General features: G+C 71.9%; 27 protein-coding genes. 15 read left to right on the top strand and 12 right to left on the bottom strand.

The genetic code is table 11. The annotated features are described in order from the left end of the window. Window positions 1–12: 12 nt before the first annotated feature. Complete coding sequence (locus tag AB0A90_RS28820) at window positions 13–963, bottom strand: SRPBCC family protein (protein WP_357254038.1); 951 nt, start codon at window positions 961–963, stop codon at window positions 13–15. 230 nt (window positions 964–1193) lie between these two features. Here AB0A90_RS28820 and AB0A90_RS28815 point away from each other — a divergent pair, with 230 nt between their 5' ends. From AB0A90_RS28815 to AB0A90_RS28805, 3 genes are all read left to right on the top strand, one after another. Next, the gene (locus tag AB0A90_RS28815) at window positions 1194–2207 is read left to right on the top strand and encodes a carboxypeptidase-like regulatory domain-containing protein (protein ID WP_357254036.1); all 1014 of its coding nucleotides are present in this window, start codon (window positions 1194–1196) and stop codon (window positions 2205–2207) included. 85 nt (window positions 2208–2292) lie between these two features. Next, window positions 2293–2655 carry an SCP2 sterol-binding domain-containing protein gene (locus AB0A90_RS28810; RefSeq protein WP_357254034.1) on the top strand — a complete coding sequence of 121 codons (363 nt, stop codon included), beginning with the start codon at window positions 2293–2295 and terminating at the stop codon, window positions 2653–2655. A gap of 3 nt (window positions 2656–2658) precedes the next feature. Continuing rightward, on the top strand, window positions 2659–4710 hold the full coding sequence (locus AB0A90_RS28805) for a glycogen debranching N-terminal domain-containing protein (protein WP_357254032.1): 2052 nt from the start codon (window positions 2659–2661) through the stop codon (window positions 4708–4710). 87 nt (window positions 4711–4797) lie between these two features. On the opposite strand, the gene AB0A90_RS28800 is transcribed toward AB0A90_RS28805, so the two are convergent. After that, window positions 4798–5739: a helix-turn-helix domain-containing protein gene (locus AB0A90_RS28800; RefSeq protein WP_357254030.1), complete on the bottom strand. Its 942-nt coding sequence runs from the start codon at window positions 5737–5739 to the stop codon at window positions 4798–4800. A 95-nt stretch (window positions 5740–5834) separates the two neighbouring features. Here AB0A90_RS28800 and AB0A90_RS28795 point away from each other — a divergent pair, with 95 nt between their 5' ends. After that, a complete protein-coding gene (locus AB0A90_RS28795; protein ID WP_357254028.1) occupies window positions 5835–6881 on the top strand; it encodes a saccharopine dehydrogenase NADP-binding domain-containing protein in 1047 nt (348 codons plus the stop codon). Window positions 6882–7089: 208 nt separating this feature from the next. Continuing rightward, on the top strand, window positions 7090–8598 hold the full coding sequence (locus tag AB0A90_RS28790) for a DUF1996 domain-containing protein (protein WP_357254026.1): 1509 nt from the start codon (window positions 7090–7092) through the stop codon (window positions 8596–8598). A gap of 40 nt (window positions 8599–8638) precedes the next feature. Here AB0A90_RS28790 and AB0A90_RS28785 read toward each other — a convergent pair whose 3' ends face one another. Together AB0A90_RS28785 and AB0A90_RS28780 are read right to left on the bottom strand one after the other, a co-directional pair. Beyond that, the gene (locus tag AB0A90_RS28785; RefSeq protein ID WP_357254024.1) at window positions 8639–9718 is read right to left on the bottom strand and encodes a MerR family transcriptional regulator; all 1080 of its coding nucleotides are present in this window, start codon (window positions 9716–9718) and stop codon (window positions 8639–8641) included. Window positions 9719–9725: 7 nt separating this feature from the next. Further along, entirely contained in the window at window positions 9726–10394 is a 669-nt protein-coding gene (locus AB0A90_RS28780) for a HEAT repeat domain-containing protein (RefSeq protein WP_357254022.1), read from the bottom strand. Between the two features lie 160 nt (window positions 10395–10554). Here AB0A90_RS28780 and AB0A90_RS28775 point away from each other — a divergent pair, with 160 nt between their 5' ends. Together AB0A90_RS28775 and AB0A90_RS28770 are read left to right on the top strand one after the other, a co-directional pair. Then, window positions 10555–11262 (top strand): carbonic anhydrase, encoded by a 708-nt coding sequence (locus AB0A90_RS28775; protein ID WP_357254020.1) that lies wholly within the window; start codon window positions 10555–10557, stop codon window positions 11260–11262. 59 nt (window positions 11263–11321) lie between these two features. Continuing rightward, window positions 11322–12413, top strand: a complete 1092-nt coding sequence (locus tag AB0A90_RS28770; protein WP_357254018.1) for a winged helix DNA-binding domain-containing protein — start codon at window positions 11322–11324, stop codon at window positions 12411–12413. 18 nt (window positions 12414–12431) lie between these two features. On the opposite strand, the gene AB0A90_RS28765 is transcribed toward AB0A90_RS28770, so the two are convergent. After that, complete coding sequence (locus tag AB0A90_RS28765) at window positions 12432–12875, bottom strand: DUF5990 family protein (protein WP_357254016.1); 444 nt, start codon at window positions 12873–12875, stop codon at window positions 12432–12434. A 29-nt stretch (window positions 12876–12904) separates the two neighbouring features. Continuing rightward, window positions 12905–13324: a helix-turn-helix domain-containing protein gene (locus AB0A90_RS28760; protein WP_357254014.1), complete on the bottom strand. Its 420-nt coding sequence runs from the start codon at window positions 13322–13324 to the stop codon at window positions 12905–12907. Between the two features lie 88 nt (window positions 13325–13412). On the opposite strand from AB0A90_RS28760, the gene AB0A90_RS28755 reads away from it, so the two are divergent. From AB0A90_RS28755 to bla, 3 genes are all read left to right on the top strand, one after another. Continuing rightward, window positions 13413–14060: an NAD(P)H-binding protein gene (locus AB0A90_RS28755; protein ID WP_357254012.1), complete on the top strand. Its 648-nt coding sequence runs from the start codon at window positions 13413–13415 to the stop codon at window positions 14058–14060. 178 nt (window positions 14061–14238) lie between these two features. Further along, window positions 14239–14940: a DUF4396 domain-containing protein gene (locus tag AB0A90_RS28750; protein ID WP_357254010.1), complete on the top strand. Its 702-nt coding sequence runs from the start codon at window positions 14239–14241 to the stop codon at window positions 14938–14940. A 75-nt stretch (window positions 14941–15015) separates the two neighbouring features. After that, the gene (gene bla, locus AB0A90_RS28745) at window positions 15016–15930 is read left to right on the top strand and encodes a class A beta-lactamase (protein ID WP_357254268.1); all 915 of its coding nucleotides are present in this window, start codon (window positions 15016–15018) and stop codon (window positions 15928–15930) included. 48 nt (window positions 15931–15978) lie between these two features. Here bla and AB0A90_RS28740 read toward each other — a convergent pair whose 3' ends face one another. Then, window positions 15979–16971: an RNA polymerase subunit sigma-70 gene (locus AB0A90_RS28740; RefSeq protein WP_357254008.1), complete on the bottom strand. Its 993-nt coding sequence runs from the start codon at window positions 16969–16971 to the stop codon at window positions 15979–15981. Between the two features lie 126 nt (window positions 16972–17097). Here AB0A90_RS28740 and AB0A90_RS28735 point away from each other — a divergent pair, with 126 nt between their 5' ends. Further along, on the top strand, window positions 17098–17478 hold the full coding sequence (locus tag AB0A90_RS28735) for a hypothetical protein (protein ID WP_357254006.1): 381 nt from the start codon (window positions 17098–17100) through the stop codon (window positions 17476–17478). A 245-nt stretch (window positions 17479–17723) separates the two neighbouring features. Continuing rightward, the gene (locus AB0A90_RS28730; RefSeq protein WP_357254004.1) at window positions 17724–18932 is read left to right on the top strand and encodes an MFS transporter; all 1209 of its coding nucleotides are present in this window, start codon (window positions 17724–17726) and stop codon (window positions 18930–18932) included. A gap of 10 nt (window positions 18933–18942) precedes the next feature. On the opposite strand, the gene AB0A90_RS28725 is transcribed toward AB0A90_RS28730, so the two are convergent. Further along, entirely contained in the window at window positions 18943–19452 is a 510-nt protein-coding gene (locus AB0A90_RS28725) for a hypothetical protein (RefSeq protein ID WP_357254002.1), read from the bottom strand. A gap of 176 nt (window positions 19453–19628) precedes the next feature. On the opposite strand from AB0A90_RS28725, the gene AB0A90_RS28720 reads away from it, so the two are divergent. Together AB0A90_RS28720 and AB0A90_RS28715 are read left to right on the top strand one after the other, a co-directional pair. Next, complete coding sequence (locus AB0A90_RS28720) at window positions 19629–19811, top strand: hypothetical protein (protein WP_357254000.1); 183 nt, start codon at window positions 19629–19631, stop codon at window positions 19809–19811. Between the two features lie 37 nt (window positions 19812–19848). Further along, window positions 19849–20034, top strand: a complete 186-nt coding sequence (locus AB0A90_RS28715) for a hypothetical protein (protein WP_357253999.1) — start codon at window positions 19849–19851, stop codon at window positions 20032–20034. An 8-nt stretch (window positions 20035–20042) separates the two neighbouring features. Here AB0A90_RS28715 and AB0A90_RS28710 read toward each other — a convergent pair whose 3' ends face one another. Further along, complete coding sequence (locus AB0A90_RS28710) at window positions 20043–20600, bottom strand: dihydrofolate reductase family protein (RefSeq protein WP_357253997.1); 558 nt, start codon at window positions 20598–20600, stop codon at window positions 20043–20045. Window positions 20601–20620: 20 nt separating this feature from the next. Beyond that, window positions 20621–21091, bottom strand: coding sequence for a DUF3592 domain-containing protein (locus tag AB0A90_RS28705; protein ID WP_357253995.1), 471 nt, complete (start codon window positions 21089–21091; stop codon window positions 20621–20623). Between the two features lie 109 nt (window positions 21092–21200). Between AB0A90_RS28705 and AB0A90_RS28700 the strand changes: the two genes are divergently transcribed. Next, the gene (locus tag AB0A90_RS28700) at window positions 21201–22085 is read left to right on the top strand and encodes a S41 family peptidase (RefSeq protein WP_357253993.1); all 885 of its coding nucleotides are present in this window, start codon (window positions 21201–21203) and stop codon (window positions 22083–22085) included. Between the two features lie 74 nt (window positions 22086–22159). Here the strand turns inward: AB0A90_RS28700 and AB0A90_RS28695 are convergent, their stop codons facing one another. Then, on the bottom strand, window positions 22160–22492 hold the full coding sequence (locus AB0A90_RS28695; protein WP_357253991.1) for a hypothetical protein: 333 nt from the start codon (window positions 22490–22492) through the stop codon (window positions 22160–22162). Between the two features lie 55 nt (window positions 22493–22547). Continuing rightward, window positions 22548–23468, bottom strand: a complete 921-nt coding sequence (locus AB0A90_RS28690; protein WP_357253989.1) for an RNA polymerase subunit sigma-70 — start codon at window positions 23466–23468, stop codon at window positions 22548–22550. Window positions 23469–23686: the final 218 nt, after the last annotated feature.

Here is a 23686-nt window from a genome sequence, read left to right as displayed (position 1 = left end):
CGGAGCGGGCGGTCACCGGCGCGACGGCGGCAGTGGCTGGGCGGGTCGTTGCAGGGCCTGTTGGCGTACGGAGATGCCGTTGGGGCTGCCCTCCGAGCGGACCACCTCGCCGGTCTCCAGCACCTGCTTGAACCGGCGCAGGTCGTCACGGACCTGCTGCTCGGGTTCCTCGCCGAAGAGTTTCGCCGCCGCCCGGCCGAGCGCGCCGGCCGGCGGCGCGTAGCGCAACTCCACCCGGACCTCGGTGCCCCGGTCGCCGGGTGCCGGCACGAAGCGGACCCGGCCGGCGTTGGGTACCCCGGTCCCCGCCATCGAACGCCAGGTGATGGACGTGTTCGGCTGGTCGTGGATGATCTCGGCGTCCCACTCGACGCGGTGACCGGCCGGGCCGCGGGCGACCCAGTGCGAGCGGCGCAGGTCGTCGGCGCGTACCGACTCCAGGTGCGACATGAACCGGGGCAGGTTCTCCAGGTCGCGCCAGAACCGGTACGCCTCGGCGGGTGACCGGTTGACGGTCACCGCGATCTCCATCCGGATCATCCGCGCCCGCGCCCGTCGGGCTCGGCTGATCCGCACGGCGGAGAGCACGTCGACGGCCGCGATGCCGGCGATCGCGAGGGTGGTCAGCGCGACCCGGCGGCGTCGTTCACCGCTGCGGTCGGCGAGGGCGCGGCCGAGCAGGGTCAGGTCCATGGCGTCGCCGGCCACCCGGCTCCAGGCCCAGCCCGCCGGGCGACGACCGCCGAGCAGGCCGGCGGCGCTGCCCAACTCCCGTACCCCGACGGCCGGGAGCACCGCCCGCGCGGCCGGGGAGTCGTCCACCCCGGTCAGTCGCGCGAGGGGTCCGGGAGCTGCCAGGGCGCCGACGCCCAGGGCCAGGCTCAGCAGGCCGAGCGCGCTCGGCAGCGTCGCGGGCACGGGTCCGTCCAGTTCCGGCAGGAGCACACTGTCGACGTGGTCCATCTTCGGTCCCCCTCCGGTCGGCGTAGCCGGCGGCGACCGGCGCAGCGGCGCGGCCGCCGCCCTGACGCTATGTCCTGAACGTGGCTCCCGTGCCTGGTTCGCGGCAGAAGGTCCATTCCGGGCGGGTGCGCGTTCCGCAACAGTCAGCATGGCGACATTGACCGATTTGGATCACTGACGGGCGGATACCGTCAGTCCAATCCGTCGCGCCGCCGAGAGGACGATCCCCCATGCGCCACTCGCTCCCGCGCCACCTGACCGCCGCCGCCGTCGCACTGCTCGTCGTCGGGGCCGCCGAACCGGCCGGCGCGCGCACCCCCGGGTCTCCCTCGACCGCGCCCGGCGGTGTTCGCACCGTGGTCCGCGACGCCGCCACCGACGCTCCGGTGCCTCGGGCCTGCGCGTCGCTCGTGCCGGTGGACGCCGCGGCGCTGGCGTCGGTCACGCTCGGCGGGGACCAACTGGGCCGGCACGGGGGCTGCGCCGACGAGCAGGGCACGCTGATCGCCGAAGGCGTGGCCCCCGGGGAGTACCGGCTGCTCGTGCGCCCCTACGACACGAGCACCCACGGCTGGCAGTGGGTGGGCCGGCACGGCGGCACGGGTGAGCGCGAACGCGCCCGGGTGGTCCGGGTGCGGGCCGGCGCGGTGACCGGTGTGCCGGACATCCGGCTCGATCCGCCGGGCAGCATCGCCGGTATGCTGACCGACGCGGCGACGGGCGCTCCGATCTATCGTGCGCTGGCGATGGTGGTGCCGTACGTGCCGGATCCGAAGTACGGCGACCACGGCCCGACCACCGACGAGGACGGCCGCTACACGATCACCGGCCTCGGGCCGTACCACTGGCCGGTGCAGTTCGCCGCGGACGGGCTGGCGACCGTGTGGTCCGGTGGGGTCGGCACTCGGGAGCAGGCACGGTCGGTGCGGGTGCGCGCCCACCAGACGGTGACCCTGGACCAGGCGCTGCCCGCCGGCACGCTGGTCAGCGGCGCGGTACGCGTCGACGAGCTGGGCACCTACGCCCAGGTGATCGCCTTCGACGCGACCAGCGGGGATCTGGCCGGCGTCGCGGACGTGGGCAGCGGTTACGCCCTGCGCCTGCTCCCCGGGAAGCGGGTGAAGCTGCGCTGCGACTGCGCGTACGCCCCGCCGGTCTGGCACCGCGACGCGGCCAGCTTCGATGCCGCGACCCCGGTGCGGGTCCGGAGGGCGCCGGTGGTGGTGGACTTCGACCTGGGATGACCCGAACGAGGCAGGCCGTCGGGAGTTAACGGCGAGCCGCACCGGGTAGCCGGCATCCGCTTCTACCAGCGCCCGGGGAGGTGGGATGACGGCGACCAGTGCCTTCTTCGAGCGGTTGACCGTCGCCGGCCAGGATCCGCGGTTCAGCAAGGTGTGCGGGAGCGTGCGGTTCGACATTCGCGACGGCGACGACCTGGAGCAGTGGCTGCTGGAGATCGATCACGGCCGGATGCGGGTGACCCGCAGCGCCGACCCCGCCACCACCGTGATCATGGTGTCCGCGCCGGTCGCGGAGGCGATGGCGCGCGGTGAGGTGAACGGCCTGGCGGCGATCACCCGCGGTGAGATCATGGTCGACGGCGACCTCGGCCTGGCGCTGCGGCTCGGGCGGCTGTTTCCGCGGACACCGGGGCCGTTGCAGAGCAGTGGCCCGGACAGTGGGACGTGACCGATGAGGGACATCGCGGACACCGTGTCATGTATCGACGGCAACACGTTCATGGTGTCCGACGCCAGTGGGGACGTGGAGTCGTCCCCGGCAACGCCGGTCGGGCTGTTCGCCGCCGACACCCGCTTCCTGTCCCGCTGGATGCTCTTCGTCAACGGTGAGTGCATGACCGCGCTGTCGGTGGACGACAGCCAGTACTACGAGGTCACGTTCTTCGTGGTGCCGGGCGAGGCGGTCGACTACGTGCAGGCCGACGTGTCGGCCATCCGGCGCAGGCGCATCGGCCCGGACCTGACCGAATCGCTGACGATCTTCAACTACGGCGACCAGGACAGGGATCTCGACATCCGGCTGGAGGTGGCCGCCGACTTCGCCGACATCTTCGAGATCAAGTTCGACGTCGGCGCGAAGACCGGCACGCACTACACCCACGTGGGTCCGGACGAGTTGCGCCTGGGCTACCGGCGCGGCACGTACCGACGTGAGGTCGTCGTGTCGGCGAGCGAACCCGCCGAGTTCGACCCGGAGGGCATCCGCTTCACGGTCCGACTGCGCCCCGGGGAACAGTGGTCGACGCGGTTGCAGGTGGCCATGCTGGCGCTGCGTCCGGACGGCGTCGACCTGCGCTCCGCGCTGCGGGCTCAGCGGCCCGACGACTCCACCCTGCCCACCAGCCTGCGGGCCTGGGTCGCGGCGGCCCCCACCCTGGACACCGAGAGCGCCGCGCTGCAACAGGTGTACCACCGCAGCCTGGTGGACCTGGCGGCGCTGCGCTTCGCGCCGCTCTCGCTCAGCGGCGCGGCCGTCCCCGCCGCCGGGCTGCCCTGGTTCATGACCCTGTTCGGCCGCGACAGCCTGCTGACCTGCCTGCAGACCCTGCCCGTCACCCCGTCGCTGACCCCGCCGACGCTACGGATCCTCGCCTCGTTGCAGGGCGTCCGCACCGACGACGTGCTGGAGGAGGATCCCGGCCGGATCCTGCACGAGCTGCGCTACGGGGAGTCGGCCGCGTTCGAGGAACAGCCGCACTCCCCCTACTACGGCACCGTGGACGCCTCACCGCTGTTCGTGGTGCTGCTCGACGAGTACGAACGGTGGAGTGGCGACGCCGCGCTGGTGCGGGAGTTGGAGCAGGAGGCTCGCGCGGCCCTGGCGTGGATCGACGACTACGCGGACCTGACGTCCACCGGTTACATCTGGTACGAGCGACGCAACCGCGCCACCGGCCTGGAGAACCAGTGCTGGAAGGATTCCTGGGACAGCATCTCCTACGCCGACGGACGGCTGCCGGGCTTCCCGAGGGCCACCTGCGAAACCCAGGGGTACGCCTACGACGCGAAGATCCGCGGGGCTCGGCTGGCCCGTACCGTCTGGGGTGACCCTGCCTACGCCGAGCGGCTGGAGCGCGAAGCGGCGGCGCTGTACGACCGGTTCAACCGGGACTTCTGGCTGGCCGACCGCGGCTACTACGCCCTCGCGCTGGACCACGACGGCACTCCCGTCGACAGCCTGTCGTCGAACATCGGGCATCTGCTGTGGAGCGGCATCGTGCCGCCGGAGCGCGCCCCGCAGGTCGTCGAACACCTGATGGGTCGGGCGCTCTTCTCCGGTTGGGGGGTGCGAACCCTCGCCGAGGGGCAGCGCCGCTACAACCCTCTCGGCTACCACAACGGCACGGTCTGGCCGTTCGACAACTCGTTCATCGCGTGGGGTCTGCGCCGTTACGGGTTCGCCAGCGAGGCGGCCCGCATCGCGGAGAGCATCCTGTCCGCCGCCACCTTCTTCGAGGGTCGGCTACCCGAGGCCTTCGGCGGGTTCGACCGCAACACCACCCGCTACCCGGTCCGGTATCCCACCGCCGGCAGCCCGCAGGCGTGGTCCAGCGGAGCCTCCGTGCTGCTCCTGCGCACCATGCTCGGCCTCAACCCGCACGAGGACCACCTGGCCGTGGACCCCGCGCTGCCGTCGGCCTTCGGGCGGGTCGCGCTGCTGGACATCCCCGGCCGCTGGGGCAAGGCCGACGCCTTCGCCCGGCACCGCCCCGACCAACGCTAGGGCCACGTTCAGCTGACGGTGCAGGGCAGGAGTCGGGCATCCTGCCCGACCCCGACGAGTGACGTCATGCGCGTTCCCGGTCAGGGCTCAGTCGGTGGCCCGGAAGGTGCGACGGTACGCGTCCGGCGGCACGCCGACGGTGCGGTGGAAGTGCCGACGCAGCGTGGTGGCGGTGCCCAGGCCGGCCGCCGCGGCGATGACGTCGACGCTGTCGTCGGTGTTCTCCAACAGCTCCTGCGCCCGGCGGATGCGCTGCGTCGACAGCCACAGCAGCGGGGTGGTGCCGGTGGCCGACCGGAAGTGCCGAGCCAGGGTGCGCGAGCTTACCTTCGCCTGCCGGGCCAGGTCCTCGACGGTCAGCGGTCGGTCCAGTCGTCGCAGCACCCAGGGCAACAGGGCGGCGAGCGGGTGGTCGTCGCGGGCGGGCACCGGTGTGGCGACGTACTGGGCCTGTCCGCCGGCCCGGTGTGGCGGCACCACCAGGCGGCGGGCGACGGCGTTGGCGACCGTGGAGCCGTGGTCGCGGCGGATCAGGTGCAGGCACAGGTCGATGGCGGCGGCCTTGCCGGCGGAGGCGAGCACGGTGCCGTTGTCGACGTAGAGCACGTCCGGGTCGACCCGTACCCGGGGATGGCGGGCGGCCAGCGCCTCGGTGTGCGCCCAGTGCGTGGTGGCGCGCAGCCCGTCGAGCACCCCGGCGGCGGCCAGCACGAACGCGCCGGTGCACAGCGAGACCATCCGGGCGCCCGCCACGTGGGCGGCGCGCACGGCGTCGAGCAGCTCGGGCGGTACGTCCGCGTCGACATCCTGCACCGCCGGGATGATCACGGTGTCGGCGCGAGCGAGTCGCTCCAGCCCGTCGTCGGGCTCCAGCTGGAATCGGCCGACCTGGACCGGTCCGGCGCCGCAGACCACCACCTCGTACCACGGGTCCGCCTGGCCGGTCGGGTCGCGGGCGAAGACCTCGCAGGCCATGCCCAGCTCGAAGTGCAGCATCCCGTCAGTGGCGGCGATCGCGACAGAGGTCATGTCCGAAACTGTACGGGTCTTGGCGTTCCCGACACTGGCCGGTCATCCGCCGCTGCTGGAGGCTGTACCCAGTCGATCTTTTCAAGGGGGCAGCGATGAGTCAGCGTGTGGCGGTGTTCGGGGCGTACGGGCACACCGGACGGTTCGTGGTGACGGAGTTGCGCGAGCGCGGGTTCGTGCCGCTGCTGCTCGGCCGCGACGAGAGCAGGCTGGCGGCGTCCGGGCTCGCCTACCGGGTGGCGTCGGTGGACGATCCGGTCTCCCTCGACCAGGCGCTGACCGGCGTGGACGCGGTCGTCAACTGCGCCGGCCCGTTCGCCTCGACGGCCGCCCCGGTGATCGAGGCCGCGCTGCGCGCCGGGATCCCGTACGTGGACGTGGCGGCCGAGATCGAGGCCAACGTCGACACGTTCGCGCACTTCAGCGAGCCCGCCCGTGCGGCCGGCGTCGCGGTGGTCCCGGCGATGGCGTTCTTCGGCGGGCTCGGCGACCTGCTGGTCACCACGGCGATGGGCGACTGGACGTCGGCCGACGAGGCGCACGTCGCGTACGGACTGAGCAGTTGGCACCCGACGGCCGGGACGGTCGCCGCCGGGGTCGTCTCCCGCGAGCGCCGTGACGGCCGCCGGGTCCGCTACACCGGTGGACGGTTGGAGTACCACGACGGCGAGCACGACCTGCCGAGCCTGGCGTGGGACTTTCCCCCGCCGCTGGGCCGGCGCCGGGTGCTCGGTGAGTTCACCATGGCCGATGTCGTGACCGTCCCGAGCCACCTGGCCATCCCCGAGGTCCGCACCTACATGGCCGCCGACGCCGCCACCGACCTGGCCGGCGCACGGGCACCGGTCGCGGTCGACGAGTCGGGCCGCTCGGCGCAGACGTTCACCGTCGACGTCGTGGTGCGGCGCGGCGACACGCGACGGCGCGTCGTCGCCACCGGCCGGGACATCTACGCGGTCAGCGCGCCCCTGGCCGTCGAGGCGGTCCGCCGCATCCTCGCCGGTCAGACGAGGACGAGCGGTGTCGCCTCCGCCGGGGAGATCTTCGACGCGCCCGACTTCCTCCGCGCGCTGTCACCGTCGGTTTCCGTCGACCGGCACCCCGACGAAAATCGGCCCGAACTCGTTACCCAGAATGCGTAATATTCCAATAGCCCGGCGCACCGGAGACTTAAAAGAAACTTAAGACCGCACGTGTGAAAAATTGTTATCCCGAGCGCCGGAGCCGGCCACCAGCGCCTTCGCGGAGCGGTCTCCTTAATTCTTTCCCCGCGAGTTGATGCGGGCTCCTGACGTGCACATACTTCTGTCGACCGGAGCGTTATCACCGACTCAAAGGACAACACTGGTAATGCGGACTCCCCCCGCGCACGTCGCACCGGCGGACCGGGCGCGACAGCGTCGCCGCCGCACTCGTATCTCGCTCGCCGCCGCCGTCGTGGCCGCACTGGGCGCCAGCGGCATCTACATCGCCGGCGCCCAGGCCGAAGAGGTCGCCGTGCCCGGCCGGGTTCAGGCCGAGGCCTTCGCGGCACAATCCGGGGCGCAGACCGAGGGCACCGGCGACGCCGACGGCGGCCGGAACGTCGGCTGGCTGGCCAGCGGCGACTGGCTGCGCTACGACGGCGTGTCGATCACCGGCGCCAACCTCACGGCCCGGGTCTCCTCGCACAACGCCACCGGCGGCACGGTCGAGCTGCGCCTCGGCGCGCCGGACGGGCAGGCGCTGGCCACCTTCCCGATCGCGCAGACCGGCGGCTGGCAGAAGTGGACGACGGTCACGGCGAAGGCGTCCGGCGTGCCGACCGGCCCGCAGACCGTCTTCGCGGTCATGAAGAGCACCTCGACGTCGGACTTCGTGAACCTGAACTGGTTCACGTTCGGCCCCGCGGCGGGCTCGTCGCCGAGCGTGCCGGCGAGCGCCTCGGCGACGCCCCCCGCCTCGTCCGCGCCGAGTCCCACCCCGTCGGCGTCCGCCTCCACGTCCGTCCCGCCGAGCGCTCCGGCCGGCGGCTGGGTCCCGGTCGACCAGGCCCGGTGGAGCAGGGAACTGGCCGCCTTCGACGCCCTCACCCCGAAGGCGGTGACGCCGGGAACCACCCGGGTCCCCGAGTTCCACACCGACTGCGAGGTCGCCAACTCGGCGCCGGACGACCCGATCGTCGTGCCGGCCCTGCCGGGCGCCTCGCACATGCACACGTTCTTCGGTCCGAAGGTCGACGCGTTCAGCACGACCGACAAGCTGCTCTCCGCGACGACCAACTGCAACGCCCCGGGTGACAACAGCGCCTACTGGACCCCGGAGTTGCGCAAGGACGGTCAGCCGGTCCCGATCAAGAGCATGCGCGTCTACTACGGCTCGCGGGTCAAGGACCCGTCGACCGTGAAGCCCTTCCCGCCGGGCCTGCGAGTCGTCGAGGGTGACGCCAAGCGGCAGGTGGACACCCCGAAGAACGCCGGCAGCAATCAGTTCTGGTGCGCCGGCAGCGCCGAGATCGGCCGCAGCGCCGACGGCAACTGGCCGGTCTGCGCCCCCGGCGGCAACCTGATCTTCCAGCTGGTGTTCAAGGACTGCTGGGACGGCAAGAACATCGACTCACCCGACCACAAGTCGCACATGGGCGACCCGGTGAACGGTGTCTGCACCGGCAAGTACCCGGTGGCCGTGCCGGACCTGTCCTTCATGGTCAACTACCAGTCGCTGGGCGGTGACGGTCTCACGCTCTCCTCCGGCAAGCCGTCGTCCATGCACGGCGACTTCATGAACGCCTGGGAGCCGGCACGCCTCGGCGCCCTGGTGAAGTCGTGCCTCAACCAGAACGCCAAGTGCGGCACCGAGGTCACGTTCGCCGGCGGCTGACCGGCGCGCCCACACCGTTGCCACCGGACGACCCCCTCGCTCAGGCGAGGGGGTCGTCCGGCGTCGTGCCCGGCCCGGGATCGTCGCTAATCTCTCCGATCCCGGTGCGGCGCCTGCCGCTCCCCGTGCGGAGGGTGCGGATGGAGGTCGCCGTCAGCGCGACGGCGCGGTCGTCGTCCCGGGACAGGTCCACCAGGGCACGCTCCGCGGTGTCGCCGGGGATGTCCGCCAGCGCCTCGGTCAGCCGCCGACGCGCGGACGGTGCCAGGGTCCCCCGGGCGAGGCAGTCGACGAGCCCGGTCGCGATCCGCTCCGCCACCGCGGGTTCGCTCGCCAGCACGGCCAACACGTCGGCCGCCTCGGCGTCCTTCGTCTCCTCGACGACCATGTCGACAAGCGTCGGGACCGCGTCCACCACCCGCCGTGCCCCGAGCGCCAGCGCCGCGTACCTGCGGACGACGACGTCGGAGTTCGTGAGGGCGTCCCGCAGCACGTCGGTCGCCGCGTCGTGCGGGATCTCGGCGACGGTCTGGACGGCCCGCTCGCGCACCTCGGCCTGTGGTGCGCGCAGGCCGTCCGCGAGCAGCGCCAGGCCGCCGTCCCCCGACTGCGCCAGCGCCCATCGCAGGGCTCCGGCGACGTTCGGGTCGGTCTCGTTGAGCGCCGCCTCGACGAGTGCCTCCACGGGCACCGGCACTCCGTCGACCGAGGACAGGGCCGCGCGCTGACGCCGGCCCGCGCTCGGTGAGCCCAGTGCCTGTAGGAGCGCGACGACCTGGAGGACGTCCTCCCAGTCGGCGGGTTCGGCGGCACCGATCCGACGCAGTCGGGTGAGCAGGTCCAGCTCGTCCGCGATGCGCTGTCGGGTTCGCTGGATCAGGTCGTCGACGAGGTCGGCGGGGGTGAAGTCGGGATCGTCGAGCGCCCGCCGGACGTCACGCAGCGACAGGCCCAGGGACCGGAGGCTCTCGACCTGGAAGATCAGCCGGATGTCCTCGTCGGAGTACTCCCGGTAGCCAGCGCCGCTCCGGCCGGTCGGTCGGACCAGGCCGAGCGAGTCGTAGTGCCGGAGCATGCGGGCGCTGACCCCGGACCGGCGCGCCACGTCACCGATCAACACCTGCGCATCATCCCCTCTCGCCGATCACGCCGAGGGCCACCACACGCTTTGCCTCCTCGATCGAGAACCCGACATGGGCATCCGGGTCCCGCGCCAGCCGTTGCGTGGCGATCGCGTGCGCGCGTACCCGCGGGTCAGGATCTGTCGTCGCGACGCGCAGGATCGGCGTCGTCACCGCACCGAGCGCGACCAACGCCCGGCTGAGACTCAACCGCGTATCCCGCGTGCCGCGTCCGAGCTGCGTCGCCAACACGTCGGCCAACTCGGGCTCGTCGGCCGGGGGCACGAGGACGACCGCCGCCCGCCAGGCGCTTCGCGCCACCTCGTCGTCCGGGTCGGTCAGAAGCGCCCGTGTCATCGCCGGCCAGGCCCGCCGATCGCCGATCTTGGACAACGTGTGCAACGCCTGGCTCCGGGCCTGCGCCCGCTCCGAGCGGAGTTGGTCGGTGAGCTTCGGAACGGTCAGTGCGGGTGGGTGGCGGATCAGTGCCCAGGTGAGCATCTCGCGTACGGAGAACTCGGGCTCGACCGCGCATCGCGCGACGAGGGTGTCGACGAACCGCGGGTCGGGGGCTGTGCCGACCGCCAGCGCCGCGCGCAGCCGCACCGACGGGTCGCCGTGCTCCAGCGCCCGGAGCGCCCGCCCGGTGTTCGTGTCCTTCTCCGGTCCGGTCATCGAGACCACCTCCTCGATGTCACTGAAGACCTTGTCACCGTGTCAAGGTCAAGGCCTCCGACGACGGGCGCCCCGGGCAACTTTTGTCGATCACGGTAGATCCATTGGTCGGTATCAACTGATAGGAAGGAGGCAACACCTAGCTTCCCGGGAGATCGCCTTGGCACGTGCACACCTGTCCCGTCGTTCGCTGCTGACTGCCGGTGGCGCCGCCGCCGTCGCAATCGGTGCGGCAGCGAGCCCGTCCGCTGCCGCCGCCGCACCGCTCGACAACCCGGTCGAGACGCCGGCCGAGGCGCTGCGTCGGCTACAGGCCGGCAACCGGCGGTTCACCTCCGGCCACGGCCGGCACCCGCACCAGGGCCTCGCCGACCTGCACCGACTCTCCGCCGGCCAGCACCCGTTCGCCATCACCGTCGGCTGCGCGGACTCCCGGGTGGCGCCGGAGGTGCTCTTCGACCAGGGGCTCGGCGACCTGTTCGACAACCGGGTGGCCGGCAACATCGTCGACGACCTGCTGCTGGGCAGCGTCGAGTTCGCCGTGGAGGAGTTCGGCAGCCTGCTGATCGTGGTCCTCGGCCACGAGCGCTGCGGCGCGATCACCGCCACCATCGACGCCATCCACAGCGGCGGTACGGCACCCGGACACATCGGCGTCATCGTGGACGCTCTGCGTCCGATCGTCGAGCCGGTGCTGGACCAGCCCGGCGACCCGGTGGAGAACGGGGTCCGCGCCAACATCGCCGCGCAGGTGGCGGCGCTCTCCGCTCGCAGCACGATCATCGCCGAGAAGGTGCACCAGGGTGCGCTGCGCGTCGTGGGCGCCCGCTACGACCTGGACAACGGCCGCGCATCGCTGGTGGCCTGACGACCCCGCCGGATGGGCGCTGCGCGCCTGGGCCGAGCCGCCGCAACTAGGGTGCAGGGATGGTCGATCGACAGCAGGTGCTGAACTTCCGGGTCCGGGCCCAGCAGCTCGACCGGACTGAGGGCGCGCTCACCGATGCCGCCGTCCTGGACATCGGGGTGCAGAACACCGGTCCGGACGGCGCCCGGTGGGCGCTCGCGGTGCGCGGCGTCGACGTGACCGCGCTGTCCGGCGCGGAGGTGGTTCTGTTGTGGACGGTACGCGGCGCCCCGCACCTCTACCGGCGGGCCGACGTCGGGCACGTGCTGGCCGCGGTCGAGCCCTTCTCCGACGCCGACGCGGGCAAGCGCATCTACGACGCGTCCAAGCCGTTGAAGGCGGCCGGCATCGCCAACCTCGCGGCCCTCGACGAGGTGGCCGCCCGCATGCGGGCCATCGTCACCACGCCGACGGTCAAGGGAGAGGTCTCCGGTCGCCTGACCTCGGCGCTGCCCGAGCCGTACCTGCGGTTCTGCCGGCCGTGCGACGCCACGCACGTCTACGAGATGCCGTTCCGGCTCGCCGCCGCGCGGGCCGGGCTGGAGCTGCAACTCGACACCTCGCCACCGATCTTGCGGCGCATCGCCGGGCTCCGGAAGGCGGCCGCCCCGGGCGATCGCTTCGACCTCGTCCGCGCCTACCTTCGGCTGCTCGGCCCGGCCACTCCGAAACAGGTGGCCGACTATCTCGACGCACCGCTGAAGGACGTGAAGGCGCGCTGGCCCGACGACGTGATCGAGGTGACGGTCGCCGGCGAGGTGCGCTCGCTGCTGGCCGCCGACGAGGAGGCGCTGGCATCGGCCGACACCCGGGTCACCCGTCTCCTCGGCCCGTTCGACCTGTTCCTCCAGGCCAAGGACCGGGCGACGCTGGTGCCGGACACCGCCCGCGCGAAGGAGCTGTGGCCGGTGCTGGGTCGCCCCGGTGGTGTCCTGGTCGACGGCGACCTGGTCGGCACCTGGCGTCCCCGCAAGTCCGGTCGCACGTTCACGGTCGCGGTCCAGCCCTGGCACCCGCTGTCGGACGCCGCGCGTAAGGCCGTCACCGCACAGGCCGAGCGTCTCGCCGCGTACCGGTCCGTCTCCCTCGGCGGCGTCGACTTCGCGGCCTGACGGCGGCGGCCAGCCGGGTCACTCCACCGTCCATTCGATGGCGGGTGGGTGGACCCGGGCGCAGATCGGGCCGCCCGTCGCATCGGTCAGGCCGACCCGGCCGACCAGGACCCCGCTGCCCTCGTGTGCGGCGCGCAGCACCTCGGTCGGGATGTCGGTGAACATCAGCTTCGCTCGGCGGAACATCGCGAAGCCGTCCTCGGTCACCGCACCCCAGCTCAGATACAGGAAGCGTGCTCCGGGGCGGCCGTGCACCCAGGGGCCGCCGACGTCCAGCATCCCGTCGACCTCCCGGCTGGACACCTCGAACGCCCAGGCGGCCCGCTCGGCGTCGGCCGGCACCTGATCGACAACCTCGGCCGTGCGTTGGACCCCGACGTGCACGTTGCCGAGCCGCAGCGCGTCGGCCTCCGCACCGGGGCGCCGCCCGGGCAGGTCGGTGCCGTCGATCCGGATCCGCATGCCGGCGACTCTAGTTTCTCGACGAGGCGTCAGTGGTCGCGATCCGCGGAGCCCGACGCTTGCAGATTCGCCCGGTCGTAGGCCTCCTGCGCCGCCGACACGTCCCCGAGGTGGGTGATCGACCATTCCTCCAGCGCGCGCAGCGGCCCACGCAGGGTACGTCCGGCCTCGGTGAGCGCGTACTCGACGCGGACCGGCACCTCCGGGTAGACGGTGCGGCGCACGAGACCGTCGCGTTCGAGCCCGCGAAGGGTCTGGGTGAGCATCTTCTGCGAGACGCCCTCGACGCGTCGGCGCAACTCGGAGAAGCGGGCGCTGCCGTCCCAGAGGGCGCCTACGATGAGCACCGTCCACCGGTCGCCGATGCGGTCCAGGATGTGACGAGTCGGGCAGTCCGCGCGGTAGGGGCTGCCCCGCAGCACCGGCTCGGCCCCGGGGGTGGTTACCACAAAGTGCCTACTTCCCGTTGGAGAGTTGCACTCGTACGGTAATCGCAGCGCGTCGCCCGACGCCAACCCTCTCCTGGAAAGGCACCTCGTGTCTCGCATCACCGTCATCGGCGGCACCGGCTACGCCGGTTCGGCCATCGTCGCGGAGGCCGCGGCTCGCGGTCACCAGGTCACCGCACTGAGCCGCTCGGTTCCCTCGGCGCCGGTCCCGAACGTGACCTACCGCCAGGGCGACGCCAGAGACGAGGCGACCGTCTCGGCGTCCATCGACGGTGCGGACGTCGTCGTGGCCGCACTCGCCCCACGCGGCCCCCTGGCCGGCGTCTTCCGCGACGTCTACCGCACCGTCGCACGTCTGGCCGACGCCGCCGGCGTTCCCCTGTTCGTCGTCGGCGGCTACTCGTCGCTGCGCCCCGCGCCCGGGGCGGAACGCTTCGTCGCCGACCTCAGCCACGTGCCAGCGGAACTCCACGACGAGATCCGCGCCGGGGCGGCGCTCATCATCGAGGACCTCCCGGCCGCGCCCGCGACACTCGACTGGGTCTTCGTGAGCCCGGCGCTCAGGTTCGGCGCATACATGCCCAGCGAGCAACTCGGCCGTTACCGGCTCGGCGACGACGTCGCGGTCGCCCCCGAGGACGGCGGAGCGATCTCCGCCGCGGACTACGCGCTCGGGTTCGTCGACCTCATCGAGAAGGGCGATCACCACCGGACGCAGGTCAACCTCGGCAACTGACGACGAGGTCAGCGGCAACCATCGGTCCGCGGTCGGCGGGAACACCCGATCTCCGGCTGCCGGCGGATGCGGCATGGAACACTGCGAAGTGCCCTCGGTCGGTGCCGCCGGCCTGTGAGCCCCCTCCGGATGCGGCAGCGGGAGGCGCGTCGTCGCCCCGCGTGCGGAAGGGGCGCGGATGCAACCCACCTGGCTCCTGGCGCTGTCCTGGGTCTCGCTCGTGTTCGGGGTCGTCAGCTGCGCGATCGTCGTCGCCGACACCTATCTTCGCGGGCACCGTCAGCCGGTCCGGGTCATGGAGATCGTCTGGCTGGTGACCGTCCTCTACGTCGGCCCGGCAGCCGTGCGCCTCTACTGGAACTGGGGCAGACCGGAGGCGTTCAGCCAGAGGCGGCAGGAGGGGCAGCCCCGAAGGCCCCGCCGGGGCATCGTCGTCACCCAGGTGTCCCGCTGCGGCGCCCACTGCGCCCTCGGTTTCGTCGTCGCCGAGGTCGCCCTGTACGTCGTCAGGTCCGACCCGGCGCAGGAGAGCCTGTGGGTCGACTACGCCGGGGACTACCTGGCGGCGGTGGCGATAGCCGTGCTCTTCCGGTACGTGGGCGCACCCGGCCGCAGTGTCCGGAGGATCTGGCACGCCCTGTCCACGGTCGCCCGGGTCGAGCTGCTGACCATCACCGCGTTCGAGGTGACGCTGTTCGTGTGGCTGACGCTCGCGCATCGCGTGGTCTTTCCCGAGCCACCGCTGCGGCCCGACAGCCCGATCTTCTGGTTCGCGGGCCAGGTGGGGCTGATCGCCGGCTTCATCGCGGCCTGGCCCACCGCCTCCTGGCAGCTCGGCCGAGGGTGGAGACTCGAACCGCGCCGACTCCCCTACGACTGAACGCGGTGGGCCGCTCCGCTCGCGGGCCACCGCCCGCGGCGCAGACGAACCGCTGGCTGACGAGGAGGAACGATGATGACTGCCGCTGTCCGACGCCTGACGGCCGCGGTGGCCGCGACGGCGGCCCTGGTGGCGTCGCCCGCGTGCGGCACCAGCGACGTACCCGAGGCGCGCACCACACCGAGCCCGGAGGTCACCCTGTCCCCGTCGCCGGCCGCCGAGCAGGAGTTCCAGCGGCTGGAGCAGACCTTCGGCGCGCGGTTGGGGATCTACGCCGTCGACACGGGCACCGGCCGCACCGTGCACCGCCGACCTGACGAGCGGTTCGCGTACGCCTCGACGTGGAAGGCGTTGGCCGCCGCCGAGGTGCTCGACGGCACCACGGACACCGAGCTGGACCGGGTGGTGCGCTATTCGGCGCAGGACCTGGTGGCCCACTCCCCCGTCACCGGCAAGCACGTCGCCGAGGGCATGAGCCTGCGCGCGGTCGCCGACGCCGCCGTGCGCTACAGCGACAACACCGCCGGCAACCTGCTGCTGCGTCACCTCGGCGGACCGCAGGGTTTCGAGGCGAAGCTGCGTGCCCTCGGCGACACGGTCACCGACCCGGCCCGCTACGAGACGGCTCTCAACGAGGCGACACCCGGCGACCGCCGCGACACCAGCACCGCACGAGCCCTGGCGGGCGACCTGCGGGCGTACACCGTGGGGGACGCCCTGACGCCCGCGGACCGCGACGTCCTGCGCGGCTGGCTGCGCGGCAACACCACGGGCGCGGCGTTGATCCGCGCCGGGGTGCCCGCCGGCTGGGTGGTCGGGGACAAGACCGGGACCGGAGGGTACGGCACCCGCAACGACATCGCCGTGCTCTGGCCGCCCGACCGCGCCCCGATCGTGCTCGCCGTGCTCTCCAGCCGCGACACGAAGGACGCCACCCCCGACGACGGCCTCATCGCGCAGGCCACCAGGGTCGTCGTCGCCCACCTCTGACCGGGGTGGTCGCCGAGGGTGTGCGCGTCAAGCGGTCCGGCCGCGCCGTCAGCGGGCCTGTTCGGCGCCGTCGGCCGGCAGGCGCTCGGGCAGCCCGAGCCGCGGGAACTGGTCGTCGTGGAACGTGACGATCTCGGTGATCACGCCGCCGGTGACGCGCAGGACGTCGATCGTCAGCGGCAGGTACGCACTCTCCTGCGCGTGCCACAGGTAGAAGGCGACGGCCGGCTGCCGGTTCACCGAGGTGGGGAGCCCGCGCAGGCCCCGCAGGTCGGCGAACCCGTCCTGCACCCAGTTGGTGACCACCGCGTCGCGGCCGACGGACAGGCCGGGCGTGGGCGGCATCGAGCAGCGGACGTCGTCGCGCAACATGGCGGCGAGCACATCGATGTCGGTGGCCACACTGGCGTCGGTGAAGCGGCGCACCAGCTCGCGGGTGCCGGCGTCCTCCTCGCCGCCGGTCCAGTCCTGCCGCTCGGCGGGCAGGTGCTCCCGCATGCCGGCGCGGGCCCGTTGCAGCGCGCTGTTCACCGAGTTGACGGAGTCTCCGAGGAGGTCCGCGACGTCCTTCGCCGGCCACCCGAGCACGTCGCGCAGGATCAGCACGGCCCGTGGGCGCGGCGCGAGGTGTTGGACCGCGACCACGTACGCCAGCTCGATCGTCTCGCGGGCGACGGCGAGCGCCTCCGGCTCGTCCGCGCCACCCGCGGGCAGTTCGTCGAGCAGCCGATCCGGGTACGGCTGGAGCCACCGCACCTCGCCGCCGCTGGCGGGTTCCGGACGGCGTTTGGCCAGCAGGTCGAGGCAGGAGTTCGTGGCGATCCGGTACAGCCAGGCCCGGAACGTGGACCGCCCCTCGTAGGTCTGCCGCCCCCGCCAGGCACGCAGCAACGTCTCCTGTACGGCGTCCTCGGCGTCCTCGAACGACCCGAGCATCCGGTAGCAGTGCACGTGCAACTCCCGCCGGTGCTGAGCCGCCAGCCCCGAGAACGTCAGCTCGTCGACCTCGCCCAATCCGTCCAACCGTGTGTCCGCACTCATCACGTCATCCTTCCGCCTCGTCAGGTCCTGTCGTGGGTGTGACCGGTGCGGGCGCGAAAACTCATCACCGGCGTCGGTCTTCCCGCCCGACTCCGGAGGTTGCCCGGCGGTGGCACCATCGTTGCGATGAACGTTCGTCGCCTGGCGGCAATCGACATGTACGGCAGCCGGGGCACCACCCGTCGACGCTGGATCATCCTGGCCGAGTTCCTCGTCGGCGTGGTCGTCATGGTGACGTGGGGTGTCTGGGTGCTGACGTCGGCGCACGGCCTCGGCAGCCGGGTACTGGGGATGTGGCTGACCGGCGCGGGTCTCAACTACGCCCCGCTGTCCGCGTACGCGATCGCGCTGATGCGCCCCGGCGCCCTCGACGCCGAGCTGGCCGGCGCGTCCATCGACGGGGAGCTACGCCGGTACACCGTGCTCCAGCTGTGGGTGTTCATCCCGCTCTCGCTCGTCGTGCTCGCCGTCCGCGACGTGCTCACCCGACGCAGGGCGCGCGGCTGACCGCTCCGACCAATCGGGCCGCCGCGGACGGGTAGGACGCACCCCCCCCGTGGGCCGGTGTCGTGCGATACGGTCAGTTCGTGGTTCCGGTGGAGGCGGTCGCGGCTTCGTACGCCCGGTGGAGCACGCCCGCTCTGCCGTTGTACGGCAACGACCACGACCGGTCCGACTTCGCTCCCTGACCCGCGCCGGCAGTTGCCAGCGGGTCCTTTCGATTCCTTCCATCGCGCCGGGAGCGATGTCTCATGTCTTCATCCGGTATCCGGGTGGTCCTGCGTGCACCGCAGGTGCTCTGGGTCCTGCTCGCCGCCCAGGTGGGCCGGCTGCCCTCGGCCTCCGGGCCGCTCGCCCTCCTGCTGTTCGCGCGGGAGTCGTTCAGCCTGGCCGCGGCCGGGTTGCTCGTCGCCGCGTACACCGCCGGGGTGGCGGTGGGTACGCCGCTGCTCGCCCGAGCGGTGGACCGCTGGCGTCAGCCACCGGTGCTGTGCCTCGCGGTGGTGGTTTCCGGTGCCGGGTTCGGCTTCGTGGCCACCGGCGCCTTCGGCGCGACGGGTGCGCCTGTCGGTGCCGTGGTCGCCGGGCTCGGCGCTCCCCCGTTGGAGGCGTGCCTGCGCTCGTTGTGGCCGGATCTGCTGCCGCCGGCGGCGGTGCCGGCCGCGTACGCGTTGGATGTCGCCGTACAGGAAGTGATCTTCGTGGTGGGGCCGCTCACGACGCTCCTCGCGGTGGCGCTCGGCGGGCCGGTCGCCGGGTTGGTGGTGGCGGCGCTGCTGCAGCTCGTCGGCACCGCCGCGTTCGTCCGTGCTCCCGCCGTGCGGGCCTGGCGGGGAGTCCCGGCGGCACGGCACTGGGCCGGTCCGCTGCGGGTACCCCGGTTCGCGGCCCTGCTGGCGGGGGTGATCGGCACGGGGATGGCGGTCGGTGGCATCGCGGTGGCGGTCACCGCCTACGCGGAGGAAGCCGGCAACCGGCACCTGGCCGGCTGGTTGCTCGCCGCGCAGGCAACCGGCGCCCTGATCGGCGGCCTGCTCTACACCCGGGCCGGGCCGGCGGGAGCGCGGCGACTGCCGCTGCTCACCGCCGGGCTGACCCTCGGCTTCGTGCCGCTGCTGCTGACACCGCGCCCCACGCTGATGGCGGTGTTGCTGGCGATCAGCGGTCTGGCCCTACCGCCGGCGTTGACCGCCATCTTCCTCCTGGTGGATCAGCTCGCGGCGCCGGGCACCGTGGCCGAGGCGTTCGCGTGGGTCGCCACCGCGTTCACCATCGGCAGCGCCGCCGGCTCGGCGGTCACCGGTCTGGTGGCGGCGAACGGCGTCCGCTACGGCCTGGGCCTGGCCCCCGTCGCCGCGCTGCTCAGCACCCTCATCATGGTGGCCGTCGCCAGGGACACGACCCGCCCGGTCGTCGCCAACGACGGCCACCACGACCCCCGTCGCACGCAACAGGGTTAGATCATCGTGCTCAGAAGTTGACGTTGGCTCCGGCAGCCTTGCACGCGGCGGTGAGCTCCGTGCCGGCCTTCTCGAAGGCCCCGTTGTCGGCAGCGGACTCCGGGTCGGCGGCCGCCGCGGCCTTGCCCGCCTCGGCGCCGAACGACTTGAGGGCAGCGGCCACCTTGCTGTCTCCGCCGGCCGAGGCCAACGCGACCGTCTTCTTCTCCAGATCGGCAAGGATCTTCTTGAAGTCCGCCGCCGTCGGCTCACCTGCCGTGGCGATCTTCAGCAGCTCCGCCTTCATCTCGTCGGCGGCCTTACTGAACGACGTGCACAGTTCTTTGTCGGCCGTGGAGCCCGTGGCGGCCGACGACGCCGGCGCGGCGGAAGGGGAGGCAGCGGCCGTGGTCGCGGCGGCGGACGTGCTGGCAGACGGGGTCGAGCCGGCGGTGGTCGCCGCGTCCCCGTCACCGCAGGCGGTCAGCGCGGTGGCAGCGGCAAGGATCAACAGTGCGGAAGCAATTCGAGAGTGATTCACGGACGCGCACACTAACCGATGAACGAGAGAGGATCCATCCGCACGGGACAATTCCGGCTAGGACGGGCGCTTTTGGGAGTGGCGCGCCACGGTCACGGCGCGCCGGAGGTTTGACCGAGGACAACTTCGAGCACAACCAGGGAAGTCGATCCCGACGCCAGGCAGGAGTGACGCCCGTGAAACGACCTACTCTCGGCATCCTCCTCATCGTCCTGGGCACCGTCATCGGATCCGTGCTCGCCGGCACCGTCGGTGAGCGTCATCCGGACGCGTTCGTGGCCGTGTCGGCCGGCATCATCGTCCTCGGCCTGGCCGCCGTGCTGGTCCACCTGCTACGCCAGCGGCGGCACCGAGACTGACCGCGCCACGAAGGACACCGGAACCAGGGGGTACGCGATGCGGCGTCGGCAGGCGATTGGCGCACTTGTCATGCTCACGTTCTTCGTCCTGCTCATCGCGGCACTGTTCGCCTGGCCGGAGGTGTCATCAACGCTCCGGTACGTGAGCGGCGGAATGATCGCCCTTGGACTGCTCCTCCTGGCCGCGCACGTCGTGCAGTGGGCACGACGGCGACGGTCGTGAGGCCACCTTCAGCGCGCGCGGCGGTAGTGCATGGCCACCGCACCGTTGCGGAGCGGCTCCGCCGAGAGCAACTCGAGCTGGCGCGTGGCGGGCAGTCCGCCCTGGTACAGCGTCGGGCCGTGGCCGGCGATCCTGGGATGGACGAGCAGCCTGTACTCGTCGATCAGGTCCAGCCGGTCGAGTTCGGTCGCGAGCGTGCCGCTGCCGAGGAGGACCCCCGCCGGGGTCGCGTCCTTGAGCTTCTGCACGCCCTCGCGCAGATCGCCGGTGAGGTGGTGGCTGTTGGCCCACGGGAAGTCCTCGCGCGTCGACGACACCACGTACTTGGGCTTGGCCTCCAGCGTGACCGCCCACTCGCGGAGGGCCGGCGGCGCCTCCACGTCGCCGCGGGCGACGGCCGGCCAGTAGCTCTCCATCATCTCGTAGGTGACGCGTCCCCACAGCATCGCTCCGCTCTCGTCCAGGAGACGGGTGAACAAGGCGTGCGTCTCGTCGTCGGCAATCCCCTCCTGGTGGTCGACGCAACCGTCCAGGGTGACGTTGAGGCTGAAGGTCAGGAGTCCCATGGCCGGCGAGTCTAACGCCGCTACGCGCGGGCGGGCGCCTGTCGGCGGCGGCGTCGCTTCAGCAACTCGCGGATGACGACGCGGAGCGCGCCCAGAGTGAGCGCCAGCCCGCCGGCCGCCGGCAGAAACTCCAGGCCGCTTCGGCTCACCCACAACCGGCCTTCCAGCGGGGCATCCGGCGAATAGATCACCTTGACCCTGTCACCGTTGCGGTCGAGGGAGCCGCTGGGGGTGACCCGGAAGCTGGTGGCGACCTGCCGTCCATCGGCGATCACGTACTGGAACTCGTGCCACGTCCCCTTGCGCTTCTCGTGCCGGGCCGATGGGTGGGAGCCGGTCAGCGTGCCCGTCGTGGTCACCTCCCGCGGGGAGCCCCGGTCGTCCCAGATGAAGGTGACGCCGATACCGCTCGCCAGGATTCCGACGATGACCAGCGTCAGCGCCGTCCGGAGCGTCGAGACGCCCGAGGTGTCCCCGCGAAAGTCAGACATGGCCGAGAGGATAGCCACGGGCCACAAACGACTGGTGGGTCGGCACGACCACCCAGCCGCCACGAAATTCGATGGCCGTGAGGTCGTTCACGGTCTACCGTGGCCCGCCGTGCTCTCCAACGAAAAGGTAGTCGGACAGGCCCTGGACCGGATCGAGGCAGGGTACGTCTTTCCCGCGCAGGTCGCGGACATCGACGCCGCGATCCGGCGTCGTCTCGCGGCAGGCGAGTACGCCGACCTGGACGGGCCGGCGCTCTGCGAAACGGTGACCGCGCACCTTCAGCAGGTGTGCCCGGACAAGCATCTGCGGCTGCTGTGGACGGACCAGCCGCAGTCGCTCGATCCGGCGGACGAGGACGGCGGGCAGGCCGCGTTCCGCGCGCTGCTCAGGGCGGAGAACCAGGGCATCCGCCGGGTCGAGCACCTGGACGGCAACGTCGGGCTCATCGACGTACGGCGCATCGCGTACGCCGACGAGGGCGCCGCCGCGATCGGCGCGGCGATGCAACTGGTCGCCCTCAGCTCCGCGCTCATCCTCGACCTGCGCGCCTGCTCCGGCGGAACACCCGAGGGCGCCGCGATGTGGTGCAGCTACTTCTTCCGCGACGACCAGGTGCACCTCAACGACTTCTACGAACGGTCCACCGGCGCCACCCGCCAGTTCTGGACGACCGCGCACCTTCCCGCGCCGCGCTACGCGGACCGTCCGGTCCACGTGCTCACCAGCGCGATGACGTTCTCCGGGGGCGAGGACGTGGCGTACACCCTGCAGGCGCACGGCCGGGCCGTCGTCGTCGGTGAGACGACACGTGGCGGCGCGCATCCGACGGCCCGTCACCCGGTCACCGCACACATCCTCGTGACCGTGCCGACCGCCCGGACCATCAACAGCGTCACCGGCACCAACTGGGAAGGCGTCGGAGTGCTCCCCGACGTGCCCGTCCCGGCAGACCAGGCACTCGACACGGCGCTGAAGGCCATTCGGGACGCATAGGCGCGACCTCGTCGGCGGCCCGCCAGCAGCCGCAGCCGATCCTCCTGCCGCTCAACGGTCGGGCGGCGCGAGCATCAGCTGGGCGGTGGCGGACACTCCAGGACCGCTATCGAGTTTCCGGCGAACAACCCCAGGTGCGGGTGCTCGGAGAAGATCCGGACCGCCTCGTCGTGCGAGTCCGCCTCCACGATGGCGTAGGCGGTCAGGGCGTCGGTGAAGTCCTCGACACCCCGCGCCGTGACCCGCTTCTTCGCGTTCAGCGGAGCACCGGGGTCGACAATGGCCTTCTCGTTGGCCTGCGCCCAGGACGCCCACGCGTTGAGGAACTCGGCCTGCTGCTGGTCGGTGAGTTCGACCTTGTCGGCCTCATCAGCCGCGCCGTTGAAGAGCGCAAGGAACCTACCCATCGCCGAATCGTACCGGTGATCTGCTCCTGCCCCTTAGTACTCCAACGTCGCTCGTCTAGGGCTCGAGCGTGGCGGGCATGCTGAAGGCGGCGACGTGACGGGCACCGATGAAGGCGTTGCTCTCTACGATCTTTCCGTTCTCGATCCGGAGTACGTCGACGACCAGCGCCTCATAGTGCGGGCTGCCGGGCCGGCGGAGATAGTTGATCAGTGCCGGGCGCCCGTTGGCCGAGGTGGGGAAGGTACGCCAGTCGAGCGGTCGGCCGAGGAACTCCGCGGCCGCGTCGATCCCGACGACCGGCGGCTCGGGCGGCATCGTGATCCGTACGTCCTCGGCGAGCAGTGCCCGGACCGTCTCCGGGTCCTTCGCGTTGGCGTAGCGGCGCAGGATCTCTTCGTCCTCGCTGGTGAGCTGCGGGCGGCGCCAGTCCTGTGGGTCCGACGGAGCGTGCCCCCGGAGGGTGTGACGGGCCCGCTGGAGGAGGCTGTTGACGGCCACTACGGCGGTGTCGAGCGCGCCGGCGATCTCCTGCGGCGTCCAGCCGTAGACGTCGCGCAGCACGAAGGCCGCCCGCTGCCGCGGCGGCAGGTACATGAGCGCTGCGATCAGGGCCAGCTCGACGGTCTCCCGGGCGGCGAGACCGGTCTGCGGATCGTCGGCCAACAGGGCGTCTGGATAGGGACCGAGCTCGGTGGACCACTCCAGCGGGTCACCATACGGAACCGTCCGGTGACCGGCCGCCTTGCGGCTGTCGAGGAAGACGTTCGTGGCGATCCGGTAGAACCAGGTGCGCGCCGACGCCCGACCCTCGAAGCGGTCGCGAGCCCGCCAGGCACGCAGGAAGGCCTCCTGCACCAGGTCGTCCGCGTCGGTGACGTTCCCTGCGAGGCGGTAGCAGTGCACGTGCAGCTCGCGCCGGTGCTCGTCGAAGGCGCGCTGTAGCCAGACCGCCCGCTCGTCAGGCGAGTCGGACATGTGATCTCCCCGGGGCTGAGTGGTCCTCACAACCGTACTGACGACCGCGGACCCCATCCGTCATCGGTCACCGATGACGATCGCCGACTCGGTCGTCTGTACCTGTGACCAATCACCACGCCACGAAGGAGTTTCAATGACCAAGTCAAGCCGTAGACGCGGTCAGCGGTGGTGTGGGTTGGAACTCGCGGCCGTCGCGCAGCAGTGCCCAGACGACG

Origin of the sequence: Micromonospora sp. NPDC049204 (genome assembly GCF_040647935.1) — a bacterium.
Classification (GTDB): domain Bacteria; phylum Actinomycetota; class Actinomycetes; order Mycobacteriales; family Micromonosporaceae; genus Micromonospora.
This window is presented reverse-complemented; position numbering and strand designations above follow the sequence as displayed.

Coding starts and splice junctions, on each gene's coding strand:
- AB0A90_RS28770 (WP_357254018.1), top strand. CDS start 11,322: ATGGTCGATCGACAGCAGGTGCTGAACTTCCGGGTCCGGGCCCAGCAG.
- AB0A90_RS28810 (WP_357254034.1), top strand. CDS start 2,293: ATGACGGCGACCAGTGCCTTCTTCGAGCGGTTGACCGTCGCCGGCCAG.
- AB0A90_RS28695 (WP_357253991.1), bottom strand. CDS start 22,492: ATGGGTAGGTTCCTTGCGCTCTTCAACGGCGCGGCTGATGAGGCCGAC.
- AB0A90_RS28710 (WP_357253997.1), bottom strand. CDS start 20,600: ATGGGACTCCTGACCTTCAGCCTCAACGTCACCCTGGACGGTTGCGTC.
- AB0A90_RS28735 (WP_357254006.1), top strand. CDS start 17,098: ATGAACGTTCGTCGCCTGGCGGCAATCGACATGTACGGCAGCCGGGGC.
- AB0A90_RS28730 (WP_357254004.1), top strand. CDS start 17,724: ATGTCTTCATCCGGTATCCGGGTGGTCCTGCGTGCACCGCAGGTGCTC.
- AB0A90_RS28765 (WP_357254016.1), bottom strand. CDS start 12,875: ATGCGGATCCGGATCGACGGCACCGACCTGCCCGGGCGGCGCCCCGGT.
- AB0A90_RS28815 (WP_357254036.1), top strand. CDS start 1,194: ATGCGCCACTCGCTCCCGCGCCACCTGACCGCCGCCGCCGTCGCACTG.
- AB0A90_RS28740 (WP_357254008.1), bottom strand. CDS start 16,971: ATGAGTGCGGACACACGGTTGGACGGATTGGGCGAGGTCGACGAGCTG.
- AB0A90_RS28820 (WP_357254038.1), bottom strand. CDS start 963: ATGGACCACGTCGACAGTGTGCTCCTGCCGGAACTGGACGGACCCGTG.
- AB0A90_RS28780 (WP_357254022.1), bottom strand. CDS start 10,394: ATGACCGGACCGGAGAAGGACACGAACACCGGGCGGGCGCTCCGGGCG.
- AB0A90_RS28805 (WP_357254032.1), top strand. CDS start 2,659: ATGAGGGACATCGCGGACACCGTGTCATGTATCGACGGCAACACGTTC.
- AB0A90_RS28690 (WP_357253989.1), bottom strand. CDS start 23,468: ATGTCCGACTCGCCTGACGAGCGGGCGGTCTGGCTACAGCGCGCCTTC.
- AB0A90_RS28750 (WP_357254010.1), top strand. CDS start 14,239: ATGCAACCCACCTGGCTCCTGGCGCTGTCCTGGGTCTCGCTCGTGTTC.
- AB0A90_RS28800 (WP_357254030.1), bottom strand. CDS start 5,739: ATGACCTCTGTCGCGATCGCCGCCACTGACGGGATGCTGCACTTCGAG.
- bla (WP_357254268.1), top strand. CDS start 15,016: ATGACTGCCGCTGTCCGACGCCTGACGGCCGCGGTGGCCGCGACGGCG.
- AB0A90_RS28790 (WP_357254026.1), top strand. CDS start 7,090: ATGCGGACTCCCCCCGCGCACGTCGCACCGGCGGACCGGGCGCGACAG.
- AB0A90_RS28715 (WP_357253999.1), top strand. CDS start 19,849: ATGCGGCGTCGGCAGGCGATTGGCGCACTTGTCATGCTCACGTTCTTC.
- AB0A90_RS28705 (WP_357253995.1), bottom strand. CDS start 21,091: ATGTCTGACTTTCGCGGGGACACCTCGGGCGTCTCGACGCTCCGGACG.
- AB0A90_RS28795 (WP_357254028.1), top strand. CDS start 5,835: ATGAGTCAGCGTGTGGCGGTGTTCGGGGCGTACGGGCACACCGGACGG.